The sequence below is a fragment of the Exiguobacterium sp. s101 genome (assembly GCF_018617835.1).
In the GTDB taxonomy this organism is placed as follows: Bacteria; Bacillota; Bacilli; order Exiguobacteriales; family Exiguobacteriaceae; genus Exiguobacterium; species Exiguobacterium marinum.
Map to the genome: position 1 here is coordinate 1 of NZ_JACSKX010000002.1, position 25,141 is coordinate 25,141.

The following is a 25,141-nucleotide window of genomic DNA, read 5'->3' on the forward strand; positions in this document are numbered from 1 at the left end:
GTTTTCCGTTCAGATAGAGTTGGACGACTTGTTCCTTGAACTCGTCTGTGAAAGTGCGGGCTGCTCTTTTGGTCATGTCTGGTACTCTCCTCATATGGATAATTTGTATCAGTCTAATCGACCTCCACATTTATGTCCAACTCAGTGTAGACCATCCAGGGCTTTTTCTTCGGCCGTCGAGGCCTCAGAAAAAGACAAACGGCCGCCAGATGACGACCGTTTGCGTTGCTCGCCCGACGGCGCCCCGACTCCTGCAGGAAAGCAATCCAACGGAGACCCAGCAGCGACCCAAGTCGCGATGCGGCTCCGGGATTGCCTGCGGAAAGCGTGGGCGCCGGAAAGGCGAGCGATATGATTTATGTTAGTCAACAGCCTGAGCGGAGCCACTTGCTGGCTCCGCTATTTTTTATTTACTCTCATCTGACCATCGTTGAAGTTTTATTCGTAGCCTGTTGATTTCAGAAGACTGTTTCTCGTTCGTCGACCGAAGTTGTTCAAGCTTTTGCTTGGTCGCCTCCAATTCATCACGCATCGCTTCAAGTCGTTGCTCCCGATCTGTCAACTTCCATGTACAGATCCGATTCGAGCGACGAGCATGAAGTTGATCGTAACGAATGAATGGATAGCGCTCGATTAGATCCATTTCTGACGTGCCCTCTTTCACCACTTGCTCGAGCACATCGAGAAGACGTTGTTGCGACTGTTCATCCCGGAAATGTTCATCGACGAGCGCGGACGAGAACCGAGCAAGGTCCCGTCTCGTTGCCTCATCCATCAATTCGAGAATCGCATCCCCGATTTGTCCCGAGGTGTATCCGTCGTACTTCGTCCCGATACCGCCAAAGTTCGTGCTCGCGATATCTGTCCACGTCGAAGGCGTGACCAGACCTTGATAGCTTTTGCTCCCGACGGCAATGGTCGGTTTGCCGACCGCCATCCCTTCGAGCGCAGAACGCCCTGGGCCGATAACGAAATCGGCGCGATGCATCGCATCAGGGAGGTCGCTTTGGTCTAACCAACCGAGCCATTTGATTGTCTGGTCAGTCCCTTCAAGCGCTTCCTCATAGCGAGATGCATACTTTTCTCGTTGCGTCCCGTCTCCGACGATGAGCCAGTCGATTGGTAAACGCTGAACTCGCTCGTCTTCCAACGCGTCAAGAAACACATCAAGGATAAACAATTTGTCGGCATCTAGCCGCGAGGTGAATAAGCCCGTGACACGCTCTGACGAAGGACGCGCCTCCATCGGAATGAACGCGGCATCGACTCCGTTCGGAATGACGATGAGCTTCGATTCGACTGCCGGACAATGGTCGGTAAGATGGGTCGCGATTTGTGCCGAGACAGCGACTACACGTGTGACGCTAGAATGGTACTGCTCGATCTCATCCACATACATGCCATGAATGACGAGAACGAATGGGATGGCGTTCGCCTCTGCCACCGCGATACCGAGTTGACGCGAATCGAAGGGATGCGCATACACGACATCGAACGGTTGTGTCCGCACCTCATCAATCACACGTTTGATGTCCTCGTTGGAATAGTCTGTTTGGATGACCTGACCGCCGAGCGCCTCTATCTCTTCGGCAAAAGGACCTGGCTTACAGACGGCGGTCACCTCATGCCCCTCTCGGATGAGCACTTTCACAGATGATAAGATGTGCCGATGAAGCCCACCCATCGCGGAGTGAAAGAATACTGGAAGTAATATGTTCACTACGAGCACCTGCCTTTTCTAAAGGTCGGTTCAATCATAGACCTTCTTGATACATCGAACCGAGCCCTGTGATTCGGTCGTTGTGTAAGAACAGAACTGCGTCGACATCGTTCTCTTCCGCATATTCCGCAATGCTGACATCGTAGTCATCAAAATAGCGGACATCGAGTGCCGATACCGTTCCGAACGACTCGCCGAGATAGCCGAGCATCGGGTTCGCATAAGAGTCTTTCAGTACGAGGAGATGATCGTCATTTTTCGGATTGTCCTGCGTGATTTTTGCAAGGGCATAGTTGTCACCCATGAACAAGTTGTAATAGTTCGTGAAGTCGTCTGTGTTTTTTAAGACGTCCTTGTCGAGGACACCGTGTCCACAGTCGTCACCGTTTCGACAGACCGTCGTCGTGAATCCGTCTTTCGGTTCAAGATACGTGAACGTGTCCGCCGATTCGACGTACGGCATCGAGATTTCCCGGGCATGTGACCCATAGAACGTCCCGTCGACCGTCTTCAAGTCCATATCGTCAGCCGTCAACACAGGTGCGCCCGGGAACTGCTCGCTTAAGCGGTCCATGATTTGGCCGTATGCGAGGAATGCTCCTTCTGCTCGCCAATGGTGATCGGTTTTGAAATAGATGTCCTCGCCCGGTTTGTCACCGAGTGTATCCTCTAAATCGATGAGCGGGATGCCGTTCTCTTCGATCCGTTCGTGTAACTCGTCACGATTTTCCGCATCCGCCGACTCGATGTAAGCCGGGAAGATGTTTTGTCGTGTCGCATAGACCGGCTTACTTGGTGCCGAGGCGAAGTAAGATGGGATGCCGGCATCGTCCATCTCTTTTTTGAATGCTTTAAAAAATACGCCGAGCGATGAATACTGACTTTCGTTCGCATCCGGACCATATAAGAAGCCATCGATGCTGATGACGCCGTTATTCATCTGTTGTTGCAGTACGTTACGTTGTACCCAAGCTTGCGTCTCAATCCACAAGTTTCGCTCAAACACCTGGTCGTTCGCCGAGGCTTCGAACTCTTCCATATACGACCCGTCTATAATGGTTTCGACAGAAGGTTCGGGGCGTTGTGCCAGCATTCGACCCTCGCTGTCAGAACGTTCCTGCTCCGTCCCGAACGCATAGACGGCGAGCCCATAAAAAAGGGTGCCAAGGAAGCCGAGCAAGAGAATACTGTTGACCACCCAAGAGATGCGCCGCCCTTTCGAACGGACTTGTTCGCTTTTGGTTTGTTGTTCCATCGTCAGCCCTCCTTAGAACCGGAAATAAATAAACGGGTTGAATGTGCTCGACACGACATACGAAATCGAAATGCCGAAAATGAGCAAAATATAGGCTGCTCGTGCAAGACCTGCGCTTGCGGCGAGGACCGGTCGATCTGAATCCACCTCGTGACGCAAGAAATGAGCGACTAGCATTTTCGGAAGCGGTGTCGCTGCGACAGTGGCCAACAGAAGGACCGTCCCGTATTGAACGAGATAGAAGTAAGCCGTTTGGTCGAACACTTCGCCACCGTGTAAGCCGAACATGACTTGAAGATAGTCGATGGCGTACGTGAAGTTATCAGCTCGGAAGAAGACCCAACCGATGACGACGACGAACAACGTGAACGCATGAGCGAGCCACGCCGGCCATGCTGCGATCCATTTCCCAAGAAATGCCCGTTCGAACATGATGAAGACCCCATAGTAGAGACCCCAAGCGATGAATGTCCAACTCGCCCCGTGCCATACGCCGGTCAATAACCAGACGATCGTCAAGTTGCGATACGTCTTCCATGGACCTTGGCGATTCCCGCCGAGTGGAATGTACACGTAGTCTCGGAACCAGCTTCCGAGCGAGATGTGCCAACGACGCCAAAATTCAGACACCGATTTCGAAATGTACGGATAATTGAAGTTCTCAAGGAAATGGAACCCGAACATCCGTCCGAGACCGATGGCCATATCCGAATAACCTGAAAAATCAAAATAAATTTGGAGCGAGTAGGCGATGATTCCGATCCAAGCGAGTGTCGTCGACAGGTCCCCGGCCGATTGACTGAACACTTGGTCCGCCACATACCCACAACTGTTCGCCAAAATCATCTTCTTCCCTAAACCGATGACGAAACGTTGGATCCCAGAGACGAAGTCATCGACCGTCTCACGGCGATCCACGATTTCATCGGCGACCGTTTGATAACGAACGATCGGTCCGGCAATCAACTGCGGGAAGAACGATACATAGAGCGCCAAATCAAACAAGTTCTTCTGTAAGCGTCCATCGTTCCGATATACGTCGATGACATAACTCATCGCTTGGAACGTGAAGAACGAGATTCCAAGCGGAAGTGGAATGTCCGGGTCATTCAGCGAGAAGCCGAATACCGAGTTGACGTTCTCGACGAAGAAGCTCGCATATTTGAAGACACCGAGCATCCCGAGGTTCCCGAGAAGCATGAGCGTCATCGTCCATTTGATCTTCTTCGCATCTTCACGATACTTGTCGACCATGAAGCCGAACGCATAGTTCATGACGATCGATGCGAGCATGATGAGGACGAATCGTGGTTCTCCCCATGCATAGAAGAATAAACTCGAAATGAGTAAGATTGTATTCTTCAGCCAGCGTGGTGATATGAAGTAAAGCAATAGTACGACCGGCAAGAAATAAAATAGAAATACCGTGGAACTAAATAACATACCGAATGGTCCCTTTCTCCCTTAAGACTTGCTACGTTCAGCGGAACGTTACATAGAGGTCATCGAATCGTACTGTGATCGGGTCAAGCGTCTCGACGATGTATTTGTACGACATCTTGAAATACTTGGCGCCGTCCATCTGTTTCACGACTTCTTCAATCGGATTCATCCCCGGATTCAATGTGAGTGAGAAACGCTTATTTGAAAGACGCTCCTCGTCAGAATACTGCATGACATACAATTCAAATCGAACAGCGCGATCGCCTTCGACATAAATCGAGGTCTTCACTTCCATCTCGTCCCCCTCATCCATCTTGGCATCTGCCAAAAAGATTTTTGACGGTGGAATCTCAAACTTTAAATCAAACAACTGGACGTAAATCGAGTCCGTTAACGCTCGTGGTAAAAATGTGACTTCTGTCTTGTATTCTTCTTCGCGCATCGACATATGGTTTTTATGCGGTCCGCGCGGATAGTAATGATAAATCGCTGGACGAATTCGCTTCGTTGACATACAAGCACCTCCGAATCATTAGAATGATGATATAGAAAAGAGTTGCTGTGCTGGGCACAAAACAACTCTATTCGCTTTCATTTAGTTGGCAAGGATGGCATCGACGATTCGACGTGACGCCTCACCATCACCGTACGGGTTCGATGCTTGTGACATCGCTTTGTATGCCGTTTCGTCAGACAAGAGCTCATCCGCGAGTGAGAAGATATTCTCTTCTTCAATCCCTGCGAGTTTGAGCGTTCCTGCCGCCACCCCTTCTGGACGTTCTGTCGTGTCACGAAGGACGAGGACAGGTACACCGAGAGATGGTGCTTCTTCTTGGACGCCACCTGAATCCGTTAAGATCAAGTGTGATGTCGCCGCATAGTTATGGAAGTCGAAGACGTCGAGCGGTTCGATCAAGTGGACGCGTTCGACATCGTGAAGAATCTCGTTCGCGAGTTCACGAACGACCGGGTTCATGTGAACCGGATACACGACTTCAATGTCATCATACTTCTCGATCAAGCGACGCACCGCACGGAACATGTTCCGCATCGGCTCACCCAAGTTCTCACGACGGTGTGCCGTCAACATGACGAGACGACGACCTTGTGAACGGATGCTGTCGAGCAATTCGCTCGCATAGTCGTCACGAACTGTCGTTTTGAGTGCGTCGATTGCCGTGTTTCCTGTGACGAAGATCATCTCTTCGTTCTTGCCTTCGCGAAGGAGGTTGTCACGCGACGTTTCCGTCGGTGCGAAATGAAGGTCAGCCATGACACCCGTCAATTGGCGGTTCATCTCTTCCGGGAATGGTGAATATTTGTTGTGTGTGCGCAGGCCAGCCTCAACGTGACCGACTGCGACTTGGTTGTAGAAGGCTGCGAGTGATGCCGCGAATGTCGTCGTCGTGTCCCCGTGGACTAAGACGATGTCTGGTTTCGTTTCAGCGATGACTTCGCCCATCCCTTTCAATACACGTGATGTGACATCGTAAAGCGTCTGCTTGTCTTTCATGATGTCGAGGTCGTAGTCCGGTTTGATTTCGAACAGCTCGAGCACTTGGTCAAGCATTTGACGGTGCTGTGCTGTCACGACAACAATCGGTTCTACCCCTTCACGTTTTTTCAACTCAAGTACGAGTGGCGCCATTTTGATGGCTTCTGGTCGCGTCCCAAAGACGGTCATGACTTTTTTCATAGGTCGTTTTGCACGGTCTGACTTCACCGTGCTTCCTCCTCCCAATTGCTCACGCTTCGCTCGATACAGCGACCGACGAATGGCGTGTTTGTAGTTGTTCTTCTGTCAAAGGTGGCAAGATATACGTCTCCCCGAGCTCCGTCGCATCGACGACCGTCGTACGACGTTTGAGCTTGTCGGCTTTGAACGAATCCTGCTGTTCTTTTGACAAGTTGCGGAACCATTTCAAAAACTTGTTGTATTCCCCAACGACTTCATTGACCGGTCCGTACTCGCGCACTTCTCCGAACTCGAGCCAGAGGCCGAGCGTACAGAATTGGCGGACTTGTGAGACCGAGTGACTGATGAAGAAAATCGTCTTCCCTTGATCTTTAAATTCATTCATCTTGGCGAGGCACTTGTCGGTGAACGTTTGGTCCCCGACTGAGAGCGCCTCATCGATGACGAGAATGTCCGGGTCAACATTGATTGAGATGGCGAATCCAAGGCGGGACTTCATCCCACTCGAATACGTTTTGACCGGTTGACTGATAAAGTCACCGATATCGGCGAATTCAATGATGGCCGGTGTCAAATCGATAATCTCTTGTTTCGTCATCCCGAGCATCAACCCTTTGAGCTCGATGTTCTCGAGCCCCGTCAAGTTGCCGTTCAATCCTGAAGAAATGGCAATCAGCGCCGTCTTTCCATGAAGTTCGATTTTCCCGTGGGTCGGTGGCATCACATCAGCCAGCAAGTTCGACATCGTCGACTTGCCTGACCCGTTAATGCCGATGATCCCGACCACTTCTCCAGGAGGGACTTCAAACGTGACATTGCGAAGTGCGTAAAACTGTTTGCCACTTGCTTTACTGAAGAAAATTTCCTTCAGCTTGTCAGACGGTTTGTTATAAAGCGTATATCGTTTCGATACGTTTTCAAATTTAACCTGGTACATAAGGTCCTCCTCAAATGTAATCGATGAAGTGTCGACGGAAGCGCAAATGAATCATCGACCCGACGAAGAAGAGAACAAGGACGACGGCCCAATAGTAGAGACCGTAAGCCCAGTTATTCGCCAACCAGTCGGTTCCGAGGAACATCGACCGATATCCTTCGATTAAATAGTAGAGCGGGTTGATTTGTAGGATATTCGCAAGCTTCGCCGGCGGAATCCAAAAGATTGGTGTCAAATACATCAACATCCGCATCATCGACTGAAGAAGGTTTTGAATGTCACGCACAATCGTTGTGAGCGCAGACGTAATCAAGGCGAGAGAATAAAGAAGTGCGAGTGCACTGAACGCCAGGTAGATAAACCATAAAGAATGCAGCCCCATCGGGAATCCGAATGCCCACATCAAGATAAACGATACACCGACTAACGCCACGTGGCGATAGAAGAGTGCGAGCAAGACGTATGCCGGAATCGTCGAGATTGGGAAGCTCATTTTGGAGACCATGCCGATTTTTGAATAGACGGACCGGGCCGTCGAAGTGATGGCCGAGGCTACGAAGAACCAGACGACAATCCCTGCGACCAACCATGGCAGAAACGGCACGCCGTCAACCGGCCTGCCGCTCCGAATACCAAATCCAAATACGAACCAATATACTCCAATCTGCAATAACGGTGTCACGAACTCCCATAAAAATCCGAGGTACTGCATCGAGTTGTTGCTTCGCGTCTCATATGTCGCGAGACGGAAAATCAAGTACAAGCTCGACTTTAGCTCTGAAAGAATAGCTTTCGCGGATTTAAACATGTTCATTCACCTGAATCAAAGAACGAGATTCGTTTCCTTTGTATATTTATAGAGGTTGCCGTAGTTGACGACCGCTACGTCTTCACCGTTTGATTTCACGATGTTACGTGTGTCGAAGATCATCGGACGACGCATTGATGCGTTGAGTTCTGCAAAGTCGAGGACTTTGAACTCATTGTGGTCAACGAGGACGAGGACGAGGTCCGCGTCTTTGAGTGCTTCTTCTTTTGAAACGAGCTCGAAACGGCTTGACGTTGATTTTTCAACGTGTGAGTCGTGAACTGAGATGTTCACGCCACGGTCAAGCAAGATTTCAGCGATTTCAACCGCTGGGCTCTCACGCATGTCGTCGACATTTCCTTTGTATGTCACACCAAAGACAGCAACTTTCGCGTCTTCGATTCCAGCTGTCAACTTCTGAACGTTGTCTGCGACGTAGTGTGGCATCGAGACGTTCGTCTCACGTGACAAGTTGATGATTTTCGCAAGATCCGGTGATTTCGCGACGATGAAGTATGGGTCGACCGCCAGGCAGTGTCCACCGACACCAGGACCTGGGCTGTGCAAGTTGACACGTGGGTGTTTGTTCGCCATCTCGATGACGTCAAGTACGTTGATGTCAAGGTCGTTACATACTTTCGCAAGTTCGTTCGCGAGTGCGATGTTGACGTCACGGAACGTGTTTTCCATGAGTTTTGACATTTCTGCCGTCTTCGCATCCGTTTTCACGATTTCGCCTTCAACGAATGTACCGTAGACGCGTGCGCCTGCTTCTGCACATTCAGTCGTGATTCCACCGACGATCCGGTTGTTGTGCACGAGTTCTTGAAGGATTTGTCCAGGCAATACGCGCTCTGGGCAGTGTACGAGGAAGATGTCCTCACCGACAGTGAATCCAGCTTCTTCAACGAGTGGTTTGACGAAGTCGTCCATCGTACGTGGTGCGATTGTCGACTCGACGATGATGACGTTGCCTTTTTCAACGAATGGCAACACTTTGCGTGTCGCATCCAAGACGTACGTCAAGTCACATGATTTGTGCTCGTCGTCGTTGTTCGGTGTTGGCACAGCGATGATGAAGGCATCTGCTTTCTCTGGTGAGAGTGATGCACGGAACTTCCCTTTTGCCACGACGTCTGCGACCATTTCGCCGAGACCTGGCTCTTCAATGTGGATCTCTCCACGGTTCAATTTATCAACAACATGTTGTGAGATATCGACTCCGACGACGTCGACGCCATAGTTCGCAAAGACAGCCGATGTCGGTAATCCGATATATCCAAGACCTACTGTACATACTTTCATTGTGTGGTAACCTCCAAATGTTTTGACGCGCTTTTTAAATAGCGCATTGTCCATCATTTTATTTCACATTCGATAATAAAACAATACTCATTATACTCTTGAACAATTCTTTGGTGCAATTACATTTTCATGACAATGTCGTCGCAAATTGTTCGTGTGTTTTGCCCGAAATGATTTGTTCCATCTCTTGATAGAGACGATCGAGTGCAAAATGTTTACGAGCGTACGCCTGATAGGCTTTCACGTCCGTCATCAACTTCTCGGTATCTTCTTTATAAGAGAGGATCGTGTCGACAAATTCCATCGTATTCGTGACGAGCAGTTCGTCCGGGTAAATCGTCTCCGCGCCCGTCCAGTGACGGATGAGCGGATAAGACCCTGCAGCCATCGCTTCGGCCGGCGCGAGATGGAAGCTCTCCAAGTCACTCGTCGAGAAGACGAAGCCAATCGATTGGAGCCAGGTGTCGACATCGTTTCCGTGTCCATCGAAATGGACGTGGTCGCGAAGGTCCGACTCCTCGATGCGTTTCAGTAACGCCTCGTAGTACGCACTCTCCTCTTCACGTTTCCCGATCCAATAGACATCTTTTGGATGGTGCCCTTTAAAGTGGAGCTGGTATCGCTTGTCCGTCTTCAGCAACTCTTCGAGGACGTCGAGCGCCAGGTCCGGACGCTTCAGTTTCGGGTTCATGCCGATCATCCCGAGACGGAACGTCAAATCGTCCGCTCGTTTCGGCTTGTCGAGTTTATCCGCATCGACGGCGTTATAGATCACGGTCATCTGATGACGCGGAATCCCAAAGAGTCGGTGCATCTCTTCTAACATATACGGCGAGACGAGGATGATGCGGTCGATGTTGTCGAGCGCATATTCCCGTGGAAATGGTGTTTCTTTCTCCTGACGGTGAATCCGGACGATGAGACGCTGATGCGGCAACTTATGTTGCGAGTACCAAACGGCGTTGCCGAGTCCCCACTCACAGAAAATGACGTCCGCTTGCGCGAGACATGCTTTACTGTGATTCACATCATGAATCTTGTGTCCGTCCCACTCGTCGACAAGGATCCGATAGTTCGGGTCAGCCTCGAAGCGCTCCATGAACATGCGGATAAACTTCAAGTCGTGACCCGCAAAGAGGATGGTCGTCTTCTGCATCTCCCAGATGGCGTCATGCAGACGTTCAAACGTACTCGCGAACGTGTAGTTTTTCGCCATATTGTACAGACGTTCCGCCGCATCCTTATAAATGGCGGGATGTGTGAAGGCGAGCTCGACCTTTTCGACGAACTCATCTTCCGAGTTGACGAAGAGCGGATAGCTCGACCCGAGCAGCATCTCGTGCATCTTGTTGCGGTTGAGAAGGACCGGCTTCCCGAGCGCCCCGTATTCGAGGAGCTTCGTCGACAACTCAAGGCTGTCGTCAAGGTCCGGGTGACGCCATGAGATGCCGATATCGCTCTCTTCGATGAGCGTCTCGACGTCCGCACGCGGGATGCCTTTCAACCAGTGAATCCCCTCATCTGTCTGGAGACGGTGTGTCACTTCTTTACGGAAGTTCGGGTTGTTCGGGTCTTGGTTGAACTTGTCCCCCGCCACCTTCAACTCGACGTCCGGCATCCGAGCCCATACTTTCTCGAGTGCATCGAGAATCTCAGCCGAGTACCAAAGTGGCGCGAACTTCCCTGTATAGACGAGACGTTTCGCCTGACGCTTGAACGTCGGCGTCGCCTCGCGCATGTTCGGAATCATCGGGTTCAAGATGAGGAACGGCTTCGGCGTCTGTAAAAACGTCTCGAAGTACGCCTTCATCTCCGCCGTCTGACAGAGCATGCGCGCCGAGCGGTCCGCAATCTTCTTCAGACGTGCCAACTCTTCCTGTGACGCGGACGATGAATCATGCGTGAAATCCGTGAGATAAGTCCACGTCTTTTTCATCGTATGTTCATAATCCGAGAGCGCATAGGCGAGCTGGAACCCACGGATGAACGCCATGTCATACTGTTTCGTCTCGACGAGCTCGTGGATGAGTTGGGCCGCCTCTTCTGGCTGGAGCACCTTCTTCTCATAATATGGCTCGTCTTTCTTCATCGAGTCTTCCGTGAAGACGTCGATGAAGCGGACGCGGTCGAGCTGTTTGATTGACGCCGTCACTTCCGGTTTCACGATTGAGCGCTTCAAGAGCACGTCGACCTCGATGTTCGGGTCCTGATTCAACATATGCACGACCGACGTAAGCCAGATAGCCGAGCCGTCGATCAAGTTCAAATTGACGTCCCCGTATACGAGGATCCGTAGCGGTTGCTTCGTCATAATGTTACCTCCTGAAGGTCCGCTTCATCCATGGCGGCACCGGCTTTCACGTATTGATACGGGTCGACACTGAAGATGCGCTTGCCGGAACGGGCGAGCTCATTCAAGCTCTCGTCCGCTTCAAAGAGGTGAAGCGCCTCTTCGACCGTATAGAAACGGAGTGCCGACGGCTGCACGAGCGAGCGGGACGGTGTCGCGTCAAACACGTATCGATACGATTCATCGTGATCTTGTTTGGCGAGCTTGCCGTCATACGTATAGTAATCCTCTTTCGTGAGAATATCCGCTTCCGCATAGCGTGCCGCGAGCAGATAATCGCTCAAGTAGTTCGGGCCGTAATAATCGTCCGACTTCAAGTGGGCGACCCAATCGTACGACTCGACCATCTCCGTGAACGACGTGTAGTGCGTCAAGTAGCTGCGCATATACGTCGAGATCGACGGCGTGTTGTACGTGTTGTACACATCGATGTGATTCTCGAACTTATCGAGGAACATCATGAGGTGTTTATGCTCGTAGTTCTGTGCCTCGAACTGACTGACGACACGCTCTGCCTCTTCGCGCGACTTGATGAAGGCGACGACGACAATCTTCTCATGGTCGACACGGTACGGGATGCCGACGTCTTGGACGATTTTCGCAAGACGTTGCGTATACGTGTGATACGTCAACACGTGACGCATCCCCCGCATCGCGATGTCCTCATAGAACGAGTCATCCGTCATCAAACGGCGGAACGTCTCGTCTAAGTCAGACTCCCCATCGTCGAGGAAGACGTAATCCCCAAGCATGGCATCGACTCCGACCGAACGGGTGCTGACGACCGGTGTCGCACAGGCAAGCCCTTCAAAGACACGACGTGAGAACATCGTCGGTGAGTCGTTGACCGAGTTGACGTTCAACATGACTTTATACCCTTTATACGCCTTGGCAATCTGGTTATATTTCAAACTACCGCGAATGGAATGACGGAACTGTTCTGGGAATTGGAGCTGGTCGCTCTCCCCGCGTTGGTTGACCGCATAGTTGCGGTCGTAAATCGCTAGACCATATTTGTCCGCCGCCGCGAACAAGCGGTCCATGTCGGCTTTCCGCGATTCGTGACGGTTCGCATAATACGAACCGGCGAAGCAGGCATATGGTTCACGAATCCCTGGTAAGCGGATCGGGTTATGTTCTTTCGGCTGGGCCGCGAACGGTAACGCATCGACCCGGTCATGACCACAATCCTCTTTATAATTCGGGACACGGTTCATGTCGGTCGTATACACATAGTCGAATCGCTTCGCCGTCTCGATGAAACGGTCGTAGTGAATCGGGTCCTCTTTATTCCAGAAGACGGTCGGGATATTGTGATAACGGCACCAAGCGAGGAGTGCGTCGAGCTCTTCCCACGTGTTCGTGCCGTATTTGACGATTTTCTTCTCCCATGCGCCGGCGTTCCCTTTCCACGCCGATTCAACGACGAGGACGTCCGGTTGCTCATCGAGGAGCACCGTCTTCCAATTATCTGGTGTGAACGTGATGAGCTGGCATTCTGGCTTGTAGGATGCCATCGTGAACTCATCGAAGATGGCTGCGACCTTCAGTTCATGAAGCTCACGTGGGACCGGTGCGAAGAAGCGCGCCTCGCGCACGTCCATCCACGTCGGGTTTTCCGTACCGTCGCTGACGAGTTCCTCGGCCACACGGATGCGGTCGATTCGTGCCTCACCGACACCGTCGACGCGGAGGGCAAAACGAAGGAAGCGGATCCCTCGGTCGAAATAGAAGACTTTCTCGCTTCCGATTTGAACTTGTTGCATGATCTGACGCTCTGTCGCCGAGTAGGCGATGATGTAGAGGACGACGTTCGCATCTTCATCGGCGACACCGTCGAGTGTGACACGGTAACGACTGTTCGCCTTCACTTCATATGGAAACTCTGTCGGAAGCAACTTGAAGCTGTTGTTCATCTCGGCGTACGAGATGTAGCGGCGCTGATCGTCCTCACCTTTCAAGTTGACGACGAGCTGGTCATCACGGCTCTTCAATTTGATGAGGTCCGGTGCCGGGATCGTCCACATGTCCGGCTTGAGCGACAAAATGTCTTCGCGACGGACACTCTTCTCGCGAATCATCCCGATGTTCAAGTTCTCGAGCGTCCCCGCCCCGTTCACGCGAACGAAATAACGGATGGAACGGTGTGACGGTGCGATGCGGACGATACCGCTCAGTCCGAGTGGCACTTCGATCAAACGGTCCTGCCCGGACACTGTATACGTCGCAATAAATAGCGACGCGTCCGCTGTCCCCGTGCGGTCCCCTTTCAAATAGAAGCGATACAAGTCGTCATCCATGTCACCCGTCTCAAAATCGATGCCACGTTTCGTATCGACGTTCGGCAACGCAACCTCGTCGACACCGTAATGTGTGTATTGGTTTCCTTCGGCACGTACGACGAGCGTGTCAGCGTCGAAGTGAGCAATCTCACTTTGTGGTTTGAGGGAGTGGAGTGACGTCGACGTAAGCGGATAACGGAAATCAAAGGCGTCGAGCGAAATGTTCGCAGCCGTCCCTTCCACTGTCCAAAGCGAACGTGTGCCGAGCGTGAGCTCGACGAGGCTGAACGCCCCTTTCCCTTCCACATTCAAATGCGCCCGGACAATCTGTTCACCCATTCCGAGTGTCACATCGACTTGGTCGCCGTCCTGTACGGTCACAAAACGCTTTCTGCCACCTTTTCGAACGATTTCCAACTGTAGCGTCGGCATCAATCCTTCACGTGATTTGACGCGCATTAGGGCCGTGAACGTCTTTTGACCTGATTCGACCAAATCGTTCGCCGAGATGATGTCTGAACTTGCATTCGGTCGGAACGTCAAGATGACCGGTTCGTCACCGGTAAAGACAAGGTCCGTCCCTTCGACATGTACGTAAGGTGAACGTGTATACCAGTTCGGTACGACTTCTCGTAGTTGATGCGATTTGTTCGGTCGCTTCAACACTTTACGACCGAGTCGCTTCGACCGTTGTACCCCAAGGTAAGCGGCGCGACGTGCTTTTTTCTGCCAATCCATCCTCATATCCTCCAAATCATCGATTCTCTCGAATTCGATTCTTTATTTGCGAATGCGTCGTGCGACAGCCTGCGCTTTCAAAATCGCTTTACCAGCTTTTGATTGCACAAGGCGACGATACTTCTTGTTCAACACATCATATTTACGTTTCACGTCTGTTAGCGCTTGTTCTTTCTTCTCAAACGTCTTCACAGTCCATTCAAACGTATAGAGAAGGTCGCCATACTTTTGAACGAGGCGACGATGTTTTTGTCGTAACAACCGTTCATCATGTTTCAAATGACGAATCTCTTCTTCTTGAAGTTTGATTCGCTGCTTCAACAATCCGATTTCTTTTTCAAGTTCATTGCTCATGGTCTCACCTCACAAGTATGCGTCAAAATAGAGACGCTTCAATTCTTCTTTTTGTCCTGATTCATATAAGTCGACGAACTGTTTCACGATCGGCGTCTCTAGTTCCATCGGACGATACTGTTCGATGATTTCATAAAGCATCCCGGCGTTGTCGAAAAACTCTTCCGGCTTGCTGCGACGTAAGAAGACCAGATACCACATCGAGAAGAAACGTTCGAATCGAGTCGAACGGTATTGGTCGAGTACGCCTTCGCGAGCGAACGCTTTCGCCCGTGCCGTCTCCCGGATGACACACTTCATAAAGTATTTCTTCGTGATCGTATTGACCGTCGAACCGGCGACGGCCGCGTAATAGTCATGAATCGTCAAGTCGAGCAGGGCGACCCGTCCTGCGCTTAAGAACATCTCTTGGAAGAAGAGCGAGTCTTGGCCGACGGCGCCGATGACCTGTTTCAAATCGTGCTTCTCGATGAAGTCTTTTTTGATGACCATCGTCTGGATACTTTGCACCTTGAAGTTGTGCTCGAGCAAGTACGCTCTCGGGTCTTCGATGACACGAACGCCATCTTTTTCGAGGTCCTCTAGTTCGATCATCGCTTCCCGGTTCGCAAGCTTCAACATACTGCCGACAGAGAGGTCGAGCGCATCATCTTCTTTCATGACACGGAACAGTGCCGCATAGCCGTCGTTGACCGCTTCATTGTCCGGGTCAAGGAAGGCGATGTATGGCGTCGTCGCGAGCTCCACCCCTTTGTTGCGTGGACGTGAGGCGCTGCCGCTGCCGCCATCGTTGAACGAGTACGTGTAAACGTTCGGATATTTCCGGACGAGGCGTTCGATATAGCCGATCGTCTCTCGGTCCGTCGACCCGTCGTCGACGAGCCAAATCTCCATGTCTTCAAACATCGAGCTGCGACGAAGGCTTGAGAAACATTTGTTGTATAGATAGCGACCGTTGTTGTAAATCGGTACGATCATTGATAGTTGATAGTCGCCCGCTTCGTTCGGGACGGGCACATCGTCTGCCGCGAGCAATTCGAAACGATCGATGGCATAACCTTGTCCTTCGATACGGCGGCCTTCTTGAATCGTCTCAAGCGACACGTCACCTGCTACGAACATCGTCAAGGCCACGTCAGCATAGTCCTCCACGAACTCATGGATTGGGTCCTGCCCTTTCGTCACGAACGAGACGTCCGTGTACTTGAAGGCGTTGACCATGTCTTCCACATAGTAGTCGAGATAGTGGTGACGGTCGTCAAACACTGTCACAAAGTCGGCAGTGCGTAGGTCGACCTCTTGTAAGTCCGCTTCGGCGACGAAGCGTTTATGTGGATACGATTGGCGTTCGAACTGTTCGCGCATCGCCGTCACATCACCGCGACCGATGACGAGGACGTCGCGACGGACTTCGTGGTGGATGCCGAGAATGAACATCATCTCGCTGAAGCGGTCATACATCGTATGGTTCGAGAAAATCGTACGGACACCAGACAATTGATGCTCCAGACGCTCTTCGTCTGTCTTGAACATTTCTAAGATTCCTTGCGCGTCCAAGGCACTCGTCGCGATGAACACGTTCGGGAAGTCGTTGTTGACGGCGACGTTGTAATTCGTCAAGACGAGTTGTCCGCGAGCCTGCGCCTCATAGATGGCTTGTGCACTCATCGTCGGACTATGCTTCACTTCGTTGACGTGAAGAACCCAGTTCGATGTCTCTTTCAGCTTCTCCATATCCTCTTGTTCCCCATGGACGAGGACATCTTGAAGCGATTTCGGTGCGAGTGACCCTTTCGTTTCATTCGCCTCACGTATCACATAGAGTTCTTTATTCGCATTGCGGACGCCTTGCGCGAGCGTCTCCAAATCTTTGGCGAAACGATATACAGGGAAATGATTCGTCACGACGACGCGGTCCGTCTTGCCACGCGTCATCCCGATCGGGTTGAAATGCAGCGGATCGACGCCAGGACGAATGACAAAGACCCGTTCATGTCCGACTTCTTCTATATAATCTGTCACCCGCTCCTCGTTCGCCGTGAAGATATAGTCACATTGTGCGGCAAGTGAAGAGAAGCGGTCGAAATGATTCGTATCGAGCGTCGTCTCGAAGACGACACGGATTTCCTTTTGTTTCGCCTTGCGAATGAGATTGCCGAGCCAGTGACGGGAGTGCGAGCGTGGTGTCCCCATGTGATGGAATGCGGTCGTCTCCTCTTCTGTGAGCGCCGCCGAGATGAGCAGGAAGTCAATATCTTCTGCTTCAAGCAACTCTAAAAAGCCTGTCACGTTCTCAAAGTAATGGGTGTGACAAAGACGTTCGAGCTCACGGGCCCGCTTGACCGGTCCGACGAACGCGACATGCACATTCACCTTCTCATAAAAACTGCTCCCGTTCGACTGGATGCGTGTCACATCAAGCTCTGGGAGGCGTTTCCGAGCTGCTTCGAGCTCTGCCTGTAATGCGGTTTGTTGTTCCTCGAACAGTTTGTCATCTAGACGCGGGCGTTGCGCCTGTCTCGACAAAGAAGGAAGTTCATCTAAGGTAATCAAGTCATCCCCGTCTAACGCCTCTTTTCGGTTGACTCGTTCTTTTTCTTCTTTTAACCACGCGATATGCGCTTGCACGTCGCGTAGCGTCGCTTTTACATCCATACGTCCGCTCCACCTTTTTTAAGTAATCAGTATTTCTTCATCTTATCGTATCTTAACAGAGTTATATGTCGGTCGCAATTTGATGACAACTGTACAAATTGGCGTTCTACATCAAAAAAGACGGACCCACAAGTGGATCCGTCCCCAAAACAGTTATTCACTTACTCTGCTGCGTTCACGTCAACGATTCGTCCTTCAACAGCCGGTGTGACTTCTTCACCGAGGCTGATCAAGTGATCGCGGAAGTTCTCCCAGTCGATGAGACCGAGGTCGTTGACACGGCCGTCTTTGAATGCCGTTTCAAACTCAACATAGTTGTCTCCACCTTGCGCTGTGAAGAAGTTCGTCGCCACTTTGTAGCTCGTCGCATCTTCGACATCGACGAAATCTGTTCCGTTGTCGTACTGCAAGCTAACGATACGCTCGCCAGCCGGTTTTGAGCTGTCGAACAATACTTTGAATCCAGACACGTGAAGGAATCCACCGTTCTCGATTGGATAAATGCCAACACTGCGCTCAAACGCCGCTTTCAACTCGCTACCTTTCAAGTCCATGATGGCAAGCGTGTTTCCGAATGGAAGTGTCGTCAATACTTCACCTGTCGTGACAGGACCCGCATCGATTGCCGCACGAATTCCACCACCGTTTTGAACGGCACCAATCACGTCTGCATCATATTCTTTCGCTTTTGTGAACATGCCGTCTGTGATCAAGTTACCAAGTGCCGTTTCGTTTTTGCGTACACTTGGAGCAGTCACAGTACCTTCATCACGCGGGTTTTCGAGTGGTGCTGTGAGTGACACACCGATTGGGTCTTCACTGATTGCATCCACGACTTCTTTAAACGGTGCGAGAAGTGAGACCGCGTATGGGTCCGGTTGAAGTGCTTTCACATCAATCAAGCTACCCGCATGTTTGATGACTTTTCCGTCTTTGTCGAACTCAACATCAACCGTTCCGAGGAAATTGCTGTATTGATCCGCTTGAACGATGACCGTTGGCTCAGCCTTACCTTCTGTGATAAGGACAGGCTCTTTCAAACGAGTATGCGTGTGACCACCGACGATGACGTCGATGCCGTCCACGTTTTCAGCAAGCAACAAGTCGTTGTCGAACGCTGGGTTGTCGTTATAGCCAAGGTGCGAGACGGCTACGATTTGATCGACACCCATCTCTTCGAATGCGTCGACTGCTTTTTGTGCTTCAGCGATGTAACTTTGGAATTCGATCGGCCCCGGACTTGCGATTGACGCCGTTTCTTCCGTCGTCAAACCGAAGAATCCGACCTTCTCCCCGTCGACGACTTTGATGACACCTTCATATAAGCGACCATTGTACGCTTTATGTGTCGTTTCGTCGCGGTAGAGGTTCTTCATGTACTGGTCTTTTGAATAGTCCACGTTCGAGCTGACGAACGGGAAGTTCGCATAGCGGACGAAGTCAGCAAGTTCTTTATGTCCTTGCTCTGTACCGAGGTCGAATTCATGGTTACCTGGTACCATCAAGTCGTATTTCATGTAGTTCATGAGCTTGAGGTCGGCTTGACCTTTGAACTCGTTGAAGTAGAGCGATCCTGAGAAGACGTCCCCTGCGTCGATCAAGAGGCTATCCGGCTTCTCGGCACGAACTTGCTTGATCGCCGTCGCACGGTTCGGTGCGTACTTGAGCGCCGCGTGCGTGTCGTTCGTATGCATGATCGAGAGCTTGTATCCTTCTACTGTATACGGGACTTCGAGTGTGATTGTTTTTCCACGGTTTTTGTATGTAGCCGTCGCGACGAATTCGCCGACTTCATCTGTGTTGATTCCGCTCCAACGAACCGGTTTTTCGTAAGTACCGCTTGCGAATCGTACGTCTTGTTTCAAGATACCAACTGCCGGCTTCCCTTGTTTGAACACGAGTGGCTCAGACGGTGGGAGAATTTCAATCGGATGGTCGAGGACGCGAACACGCTTCTCGATATACATCCCTTTACCGAGGACAATCCCACGTGCGGTTTGGAACGTTCCAAGTTTTTCAAGGTCGACACTTGATTTGTACCAGTGAACTCGTGCCCCTTTATATGTAGCGTCGAGTGCTGCATCTAAATCCCCTTTGTATACGTATGCTGATTTCGCTTTCGCGACCGGTACTTTCGGTGCAGCTTCTGTGACAGCAGCCGGTGTGAGTGACGCCGTCGATACAGCTGCTACGGCAAGCGCTGTATACAATTTACGTGATGATTTCTTTGCCATGTTCAGTTCCCCTTTCGGATTTGCGAACAGGACACAGGAAGGAAAGCGCTTACATCGTTCGACTTATGTGTAATCCCATTGCCCCAAAGTCGTCCGTTTTTCCCCCATATGTACAATTCGCTCTAGTTCTAACGTAACGGAAAAGCGTCCAATAAACAATCACAAATTGAAGATTTTAAAGGTTTTTACAATTTCCACAAAAAACGATTCCCTCTTTATGACAAAGTGACAAGATCAATCATGGTCGTTCGAGACCGTCAGCTTCGAAATGGCGATTGAACAAATTCACCGCCCACGCATTCGCCCTCTACAAATAAAGCCTACAAAAAATGACATCCTCGGCTGAGGATGTCATTGTCCGTTCGGCTGACTGATAATCGTCAACCAGACGTTCGAGTATACGCCCGCTACGAGCGCGTAATCGTTCGGGTCTGCCAAGTTGAGCAAACGCCCGTTCTGATAGAAGTATAGGTTCGTGATGACGCCACCACCTGATGAACCGATGGTGATTCCACGGGCCGTGAGTGTCTCATCCGGGTCAGTGATAATCGAGACGACCGAGTCAAAGCGGTCGCGTTTGACCGTCAAATAACCGCGGTTTTGATCGATGTACACCTCTTTAAATCCACGTGGGTAATGGGAAGCATTCCCATGGATGTAAGGCCCTCGTTTCGGGTCAAGGCGAAGCGCCATACCGCTGAACGTCAACTGTTCGCCGGTCGTCGACGGGAGAATGAAGTCATTCGCTTCCGCATCGTCCGCCGCGCGCGTCCAAAACATCCCCGCCAAAAGCAACATCGCGACAAGCGTTACCTGAAGCCCACTCATCATTCTTTTTTTGATCCGTCTTTCCTTGCGACTCATTTGGTCCTCCTCCATGCGCCCTGCCTAGAATTAGTTCAAAAGGTGATGTAACTTTATCCCTAAATGCATCCAAACATTATCGCATATGTAAATGATATACATGACTATTATACAATTATTGTAATATTGTTTGTAATAATCATCAAGGAAAAACTCAAATTCGTCTTATTTTTTTATAATCGAGTCAATACGGGATCCGGATGACGTGCTTTGTCCCGCTCTCAAGCCAATATGAGACGATGTACCTATCCCCTGTTTCTTCCACTTGTGTCTGGACGATGCGTGAATTCGTCCGGTCGAGGCGGATGAGCGTCAAGAAGCGGACGTCCGTCCCACATTCGATGGATACGACCTGTGGACGGCTCACCCATTCGAAATCGCGAGCCGACACGTGACTTTCTTCGATGGTCATGTACGATTCGTCCCCCGTCATGAGTTGGACGATCTGCATCGCACGATTCGACGTGTCCATGAACCGGACGTTCTGGGACTCCGTTGATCCTTCGACGAGGTCGAGACCCGGTGCCACATGGAAGCGCTGGACGAACAGGTCCGGTTCTGGTGACGTGATGCGGTCAAAGACGACGAGCGTCCGCGCCTGATCGTAGACGACCTTCCGAGTGTGGAGGGCACCTTTTCCGATGAGACGGCTCACCCCTGTCGACACCACCTGCTTCCCGATCGGTTCGACGGATACGATACCGCTCTCCCCGATCCGCTCGACCGACAAGTCGAGCTCGTCCCCGAGACGATGCACCGTGTTGTGTGACGTGACGCGCATCGCCTCCGAGCGTTCCTCGCAGTCCGCATACCCATATCGCCCCATCTCGACGATGAAGTCGCGCCCGAGTCCATATAGCTCGAGACTCAGATCGTCCGCATGCTTGTGGGCTGCGCCGTGATAGCCCGCCGTCATCAAAATATGTGTCGCATCACTGAAGGGACGCTTTAAATGCGCCCAATATTCACGCATGACGGCATAGTTCGAGCCGAGGTTCACCATCCGTTCAGACGGACAAACCCCTTCCTGTCCCCCGCTCAACGCATAGTCGAGTGACGGATACGAGTCGACACGCGGAATCAGATGCCGTCCCCGAATCTGACCGCCCGTGTCCCCGACCATCGGCAGCGTCCGGTTCGGCTTGATCAGATGGACGAGACGGTCCGGCATCCTGTCGATGACGTCAAACCGGTCGGACAACAGAAAGCCGTTCACGTTCGCCCAGTCGACGAAGCGTCTCAACATATGATAGACGTATACGTGATAGCCCGGCGAATGCTCGAGATGCGTCCCGTCTGCGGCGAGACTCGTGTCAATCTGGGCATCGAGACGCGCGCGGGCGACCCGTTCCCATTCCGGGCTCCGGTCGAACTCCGGGAAACAGGAAGCGACCGCGAAGAGCGCCATATCCTGGAACATCCCGTGATTATGACGCGGCCGATAAAACGTCGGCGTCGCCAACAGGACGGCATGGTCGTACAACATCTTCAACAGCTTCTCTGTCATCGATGGGTCGCGCTCGATCCGTGCACAGCGGTACGCCTCAAAGAACCCGAGCAGATGGAACACGCGGATCGCCGTGCCGTGCTCATGGTACGCCTCGCGCTTCCGGTTGACCGCAAAAACTGGATGACACGCGTGCCAGCTATCGACGATGCGGGCGGCGTGTTCCACATAAGCCGTCTCTCCCGTCACCTCGAAGGCACGAGTCAGCTGATGGACGGTCGTCAAATAATGGAGCTGGAGACGGAAGGAGTTGTTGTCCACCCGCGGTACCATCTGATCCCAATCGAACGCATCGACGTCGGCGACGCGTAACGCATCGGGTGCTGCCGGGATGTACCAGTTGCCTTGTAAGACACCGTCCGCAAAACGAACGGCCTGATCGTCCGTCAGCCGTTCATATCGATACGGGTCAATCGGTCGCTTGTCCTGTATGTACTGATGCACGAGCAGGCGCTCCATCCGGTCGGACAGCCTCGCCTTCGTGAGCGGGCGCCTCATGGCGAGCATCGCATCGGACGACATGACGAGCGACTGTTTCCCGTTCAGACGCACGACATGATACTCCCCATACGGACGGATAAGTCGTCCGGTCCCGGTCGTCTCGAGTCGCATATCCGGGACGACCCGTCTTCCTTTCCATTGATACAGCATCGTCCCCGCCGAGATGACGACGTCCCATCCGTGGCTTCCCCGTGCCGCGAGCGAGCCGCCAAATTGGGCGACGAGTCTTGCGATTGAATGTTCCATTCGTTCCCTCACTTGTCATTTGTTATACTTGAAAATTCTACCTTAGCAAATGGTGGGATTCAAGAGTTACCCAGTCGTTCACACAAAAAAGCCCAGCTTTCGCTGGGCCATGCTCATTTCGGTACGTTGATCGTATTCGTCGTGCCGTTCGAGAGCGTATACGTGACGACGTATTGCTCCGGTTGCTCGGCTAACGAGGCGTCGACGATTGACGTGCTCGTCCGGTCAATCCGGATGAGCGTGAGGTAACGGACGTCATCCCCATACTCGATCGAGACGACTTGTTCACGCGGCTTCCATTCGAAGTTGCGGACAGACAAGTGACTCGACTGAATCGACATGTACGACTCTTCGTCCGTCTCGAGCTGCATCAACTGGATCGTCCGGCGCTTGTCGTCCCGGAACGTCACGTTCTGAGCGTCCGTCGAGCCGGCGTAAGGCTTCAAGCCGTCACCGAGATGGAATCGCTGCACGAACATATCCGGTGCCTCGGAAGTGATCTTGTCGTAGACGACGAGCGTCTTCGCCTTGTCATAGACGAGCGTCCGGCGATGGGTCGCGCCTTTCCCGACGAGGGCACTCTCCCCGATGGCGATACTCGTATCGCCCTTGTCCTCGACCGATACGATCCGGCTCTTGCCGACCATACTCGCACTCAAGTCAAGACCATCCCCGTAGCGGTGCACGGTGTTGTGCGCCTCGACCTTGAGCACTTCCCGTCGTCGTGGGTCCGTCGAGTAGCCAAAGCGTCCCGTCTCGACGATGAAGTCACGGGCGAGCCCGTACAGGTCGATGCTCAAGTCATCGGCGTGCTTGTGGGCGGTACTATGGTACCCCGCCGTCATCATCACTTGGGTCGCTCCCGAGAACGACTCCGGTGGACGTGACCAATATTCACGCATGAAGCTGTACTGGTCGCCGAGTTGTTTCGTCAACAGTTGCGGCACCGTCCCCTCTGCCCCACCACTGACGGCGTAGGAGAGTTCCGGATAGTTCTCGGTATTCGGAATGATGTTCGTATCTTTTAAATAGCCGGTCGTGTCGCCGAAGATCGGGAGCGTCCGGTTCGGCTTCAACATATAGGTGAGCTGGTCCGGCATCTTCTCGATATAACCAGACCGTGACGGCAAGACGAAGGCATTGGCGTCAGCCCATTCGATAAACCGTGACAACGTATGATACACGTATACATGATAGTACGGCGAATGTTCGAGATGGACCCCGTCCGGCGAGATGCTGAAAGCGAGTTGGGCCTGTAGACGCGAGCTCGCGACGGACTGCCACGTCTTGCTCTTGTCGAACTCTGGGAACGTCTGTGCGATCGCCGTGAGCGCCATGTCTTGGAAGATTCCATGGTTGTGCTCTTTTTTATAGAAGTCAGCGGATGCCAAAATCTCGCCGTGCTCATACAGCGTCTTCAAGATGAGCTCGGTGAACGCCGGGTCTTTGTTGAGCGACGTCTGTTTGTACACGTCCCAGAAGTTCAATAGATGGAAGACGCGAAGCGCTGTCCCCTGGTCGTTGTATCCCCATTTGAGTCGCTTGTAGTTATAGGCCGGATGCGCTTTCGTCCAGCTTTTGACGAGACGCTCGCCATATTGGAGATAGGCGAGGTCGCCTGAGTCGTTATACGCCTGCGTCAATTGGTTCAACACCGTCATATAGTGGATTTGGAACGGGAACGAGTTATTGTCGACAGCCGGCACGTCCTTATGCCAGTTGAACGTGTCGATGTTTGGCACCGACAATTGTTTCGGCTCCGCCGGGATGTACCAGTTGCCAGCGAGCGCTCGGTCCGCATACATTTTCGCTTCTTCGGTCGTCAAACGATCATACTCGTACGGGATGTGGGCATCGGTCTCTTTCATATATGTATGAACGAGCGGACGGTTCGTCATCGATTGGATCCGTGACTTCGTCAACGAGCGGGCCGGGACGACCTCGGCTTGACTCTTCTTCACGTAAATGCGCTTGCCGCCAGACATGGCCAGATAATACCAGCCGGACGGTCGGACGATGCGATACTCTTTCGTCGCATTCGTCTTCTGGAGCGGGACCAACTTCTTATCTTTCATTTGATGGAGCGTCGTCGACGGGGCGACACGGGCGTTAAAGTCCGAGTTTGCCGTCGCTTCGGCCGTGACCGGGGCGAACAGGAGCATCCCGCTCAGCACGCCGCTCGACAATCGTGTATACAAAGGTTTCATGATATTCCTCACAGTTTCTGTTTAATTTTATCCTGTAAA

General features: G+C 52.0%; 15 protein-coding genes and 1 pseudogene. All 16 read right to left on the minus strand.

Features of this window, described 5'->3' with window-relative positions; genetic code table 11:
• Window positions 1-406: 406 nt before the first annotated feature.
• On the minus strand, window positions 407-1,720 hold the full coding sequence (locus tag KNO76_RS02190; RefSeq protein ID WP_214882027.1) for a glycosyltransferase family 4 protein: 1,314 nt from the start codon (window positions 1,718-1,720) through the stop codon (window positions 407-409).
• 34 nt (window positions 1,721-1,754) lie between these two features.
• Window positions 1,755-2,975 carry a DHHW family protein gene (locus KNO76_RS02195; RefSeq protein ID WP_214882029.1) on the minus strand — a complete coding sequence of 407 codons (1,221 nt, stop codon included), beginning with the start codon at window positions 2,973-2,975 and terminating at the stop codon, window positions 1,755-1,757.
• A gap of 12 nt (window positions 2,976-2,987) precedes the next feature.
• Entirely contained in the window at window positions 2,988-4,418 is a 1,431-nt protein-coding gene (locus tag KNO76_RS02200) for an MBOAT family O-acyltransferase (RefSeq protein ID WP_214882031.1), read from the minus strand.
• A 37-nt stretch (window positions 4,419-4,455) separates the two neighbouring features.
• Window positions 4,456-4,932, minus strand: coding sequence for a hypothetical protein (locus KNO76_RS02205; protein WP_214882033.1), 477 nt, complete (start codon window positions 4,930-4,932; stop codon window positions 4,456-4,458).
• An 81-nt stretch (window positions 4,933-5,013) separates the two neighbouring features.
• Window positions 5,014-6,114 carry a non-hydrolyzing UDP-N-acetylglucosamine 2-epimerase gene (gene wecB, locus KNO76_RS02210; protein ID WP_012727108.1) on the minus strand — a complete coding sequence of 367 codons (1,101 nt, stop codon included), beginning with the start codon at window positions 6,112-6,114 and terminating at the stop codon, window positions 5,014-5,016.
• A 163-nt stretch (window positions 6,115-6,277) separates the two neighbouring features.
• Window positions 6,278-7,051: pseudogene (gene tagH, locus KNO76_RS02215) on the minus strand (teichoic acids export ABC transporter ATP-binding subunit TagH); the annotation flags it as partial.
• A gap of 10 nt (window positions 7,052-7,061) precedes the next feature.
• Window positions 7,062-7,859, minus strand: coding sequence for an ABC transporter permease (locus KNO76_RS02220; RefSeq protein WP_251125101.1), 798 nt, complete (start codon window positions 7,857-7,859; stop codon window positions 7,062-7,064).
• 15 nt (window positions 7,860-7,874) lie between these two features.
• Entirely contained in the window at window positions 7,875-9,164 is a 1,290-nt protein-coding gene (locus KNO76_RS02225; RefSeq protein ID WP_214882036.1) for a nucleotide sugar dehydrogenase, read from the minus strand.
• A gap of 127 nt (window positions 9,165-9,291) precedes the next feature.
• The gene (locus KNO76_RS02230; protein ID WP_214882052.1) at window positions 9,292-11,475 is read right to left on the minus strand and encodes a glycosyltransferase; all 2,184 of its coding nucleotides are present in this window, start codon (window positions 11,473-11,475) and stop codon (window positions 9,292-9,294) included.
• Window positions 11,472-14,534, minus strand: coding sequence for a CgeB family protein (locus tag KNO76_RS02235; protein ID WP_214882054.1), 3,063 nt, complete (start codon window positions 14,532-14,534; stop codon window positions 11,472-11,474). The genes KNO76_RS02230 and KNO76_RS02235 overlap by 4 nt, the downstream gene beginning before the upstream one ends.
• A gap of 42 nt (window positions 14,535-14,576) precedes the next feature.
• A complete protein-coding gene (locus tag KNO76_RS02240; protein ID WP_026825281.1) occupies window positions 14,577-14,888 on the minus strand; it encodes a hypothetical protein in 312 nt (103 codons plus the stop codon).
• 9 nt (window positions 14,889-14,897) lie between these two features.
• Window positions 14,898-17,543 (minus strand): glycosyltransferase, encoded by a 2,646-nt coding sequence (locus tag KNO76_RS02245; RefSeq protein WP_214882057.1) that lies wholly within the window; start codon window positions 17,541-17,543, stop codon window positions 14,898-14,900.
• A gap of 161 nt (window positions 17,544-17,704) precedes the next feature.
• On the minus strand, window positions 17,705-19,777 hold the full coding sequence (locus tag KNO76_RS02250; protein ID WP_214882059.1) for a bifunctional metallophosphatase/5'-nucleotidase: 2,073 nt from the start codon (window positions 19,775-19,777) through the stop codon (window positions 17,705-17,707).
• A 351-nt stretch (window positions 19,778-20,128) separates the two neighbouring features.
• Window positions 20,129-20,641: a hypothetical protein gene (locus KNO76_RS02255; protein ID WP_214882061.1), complete on the minus strand. Its 513-nt coding sequence runs from the start codon at window positions 20,639-20,641 to the stop codon at window positions 20,129-20,131.
• 184 nt (window positions 20,642-20,825) lie between these two features.
• Complete coding sequence (locus KNO76_RS02260; protein WP_214882063.1) at window positions 20,826-22,895, minus strand: heparinase II/III family protein; 2,070 nt, start codon at window positions 22,893-22,895, stop codon at window positions 20,826-20,828.
• A 113-nt stretch (window positions 22,896-23,008) separates the two neighbouring features.
• Window positions 23,009-25,102 (minus strand): heparinase II/III family protein, encoded by a 2,094-nt coding sequence (locus KNO76_RS02265; protein WP_214882066.1) that lies wholly within the window; start codon window positions 25,100-25,102, stop codon window positions 23,009-23,011.
• Window positions 25,103-25,141: the final 39 nt, after the last annotated feature.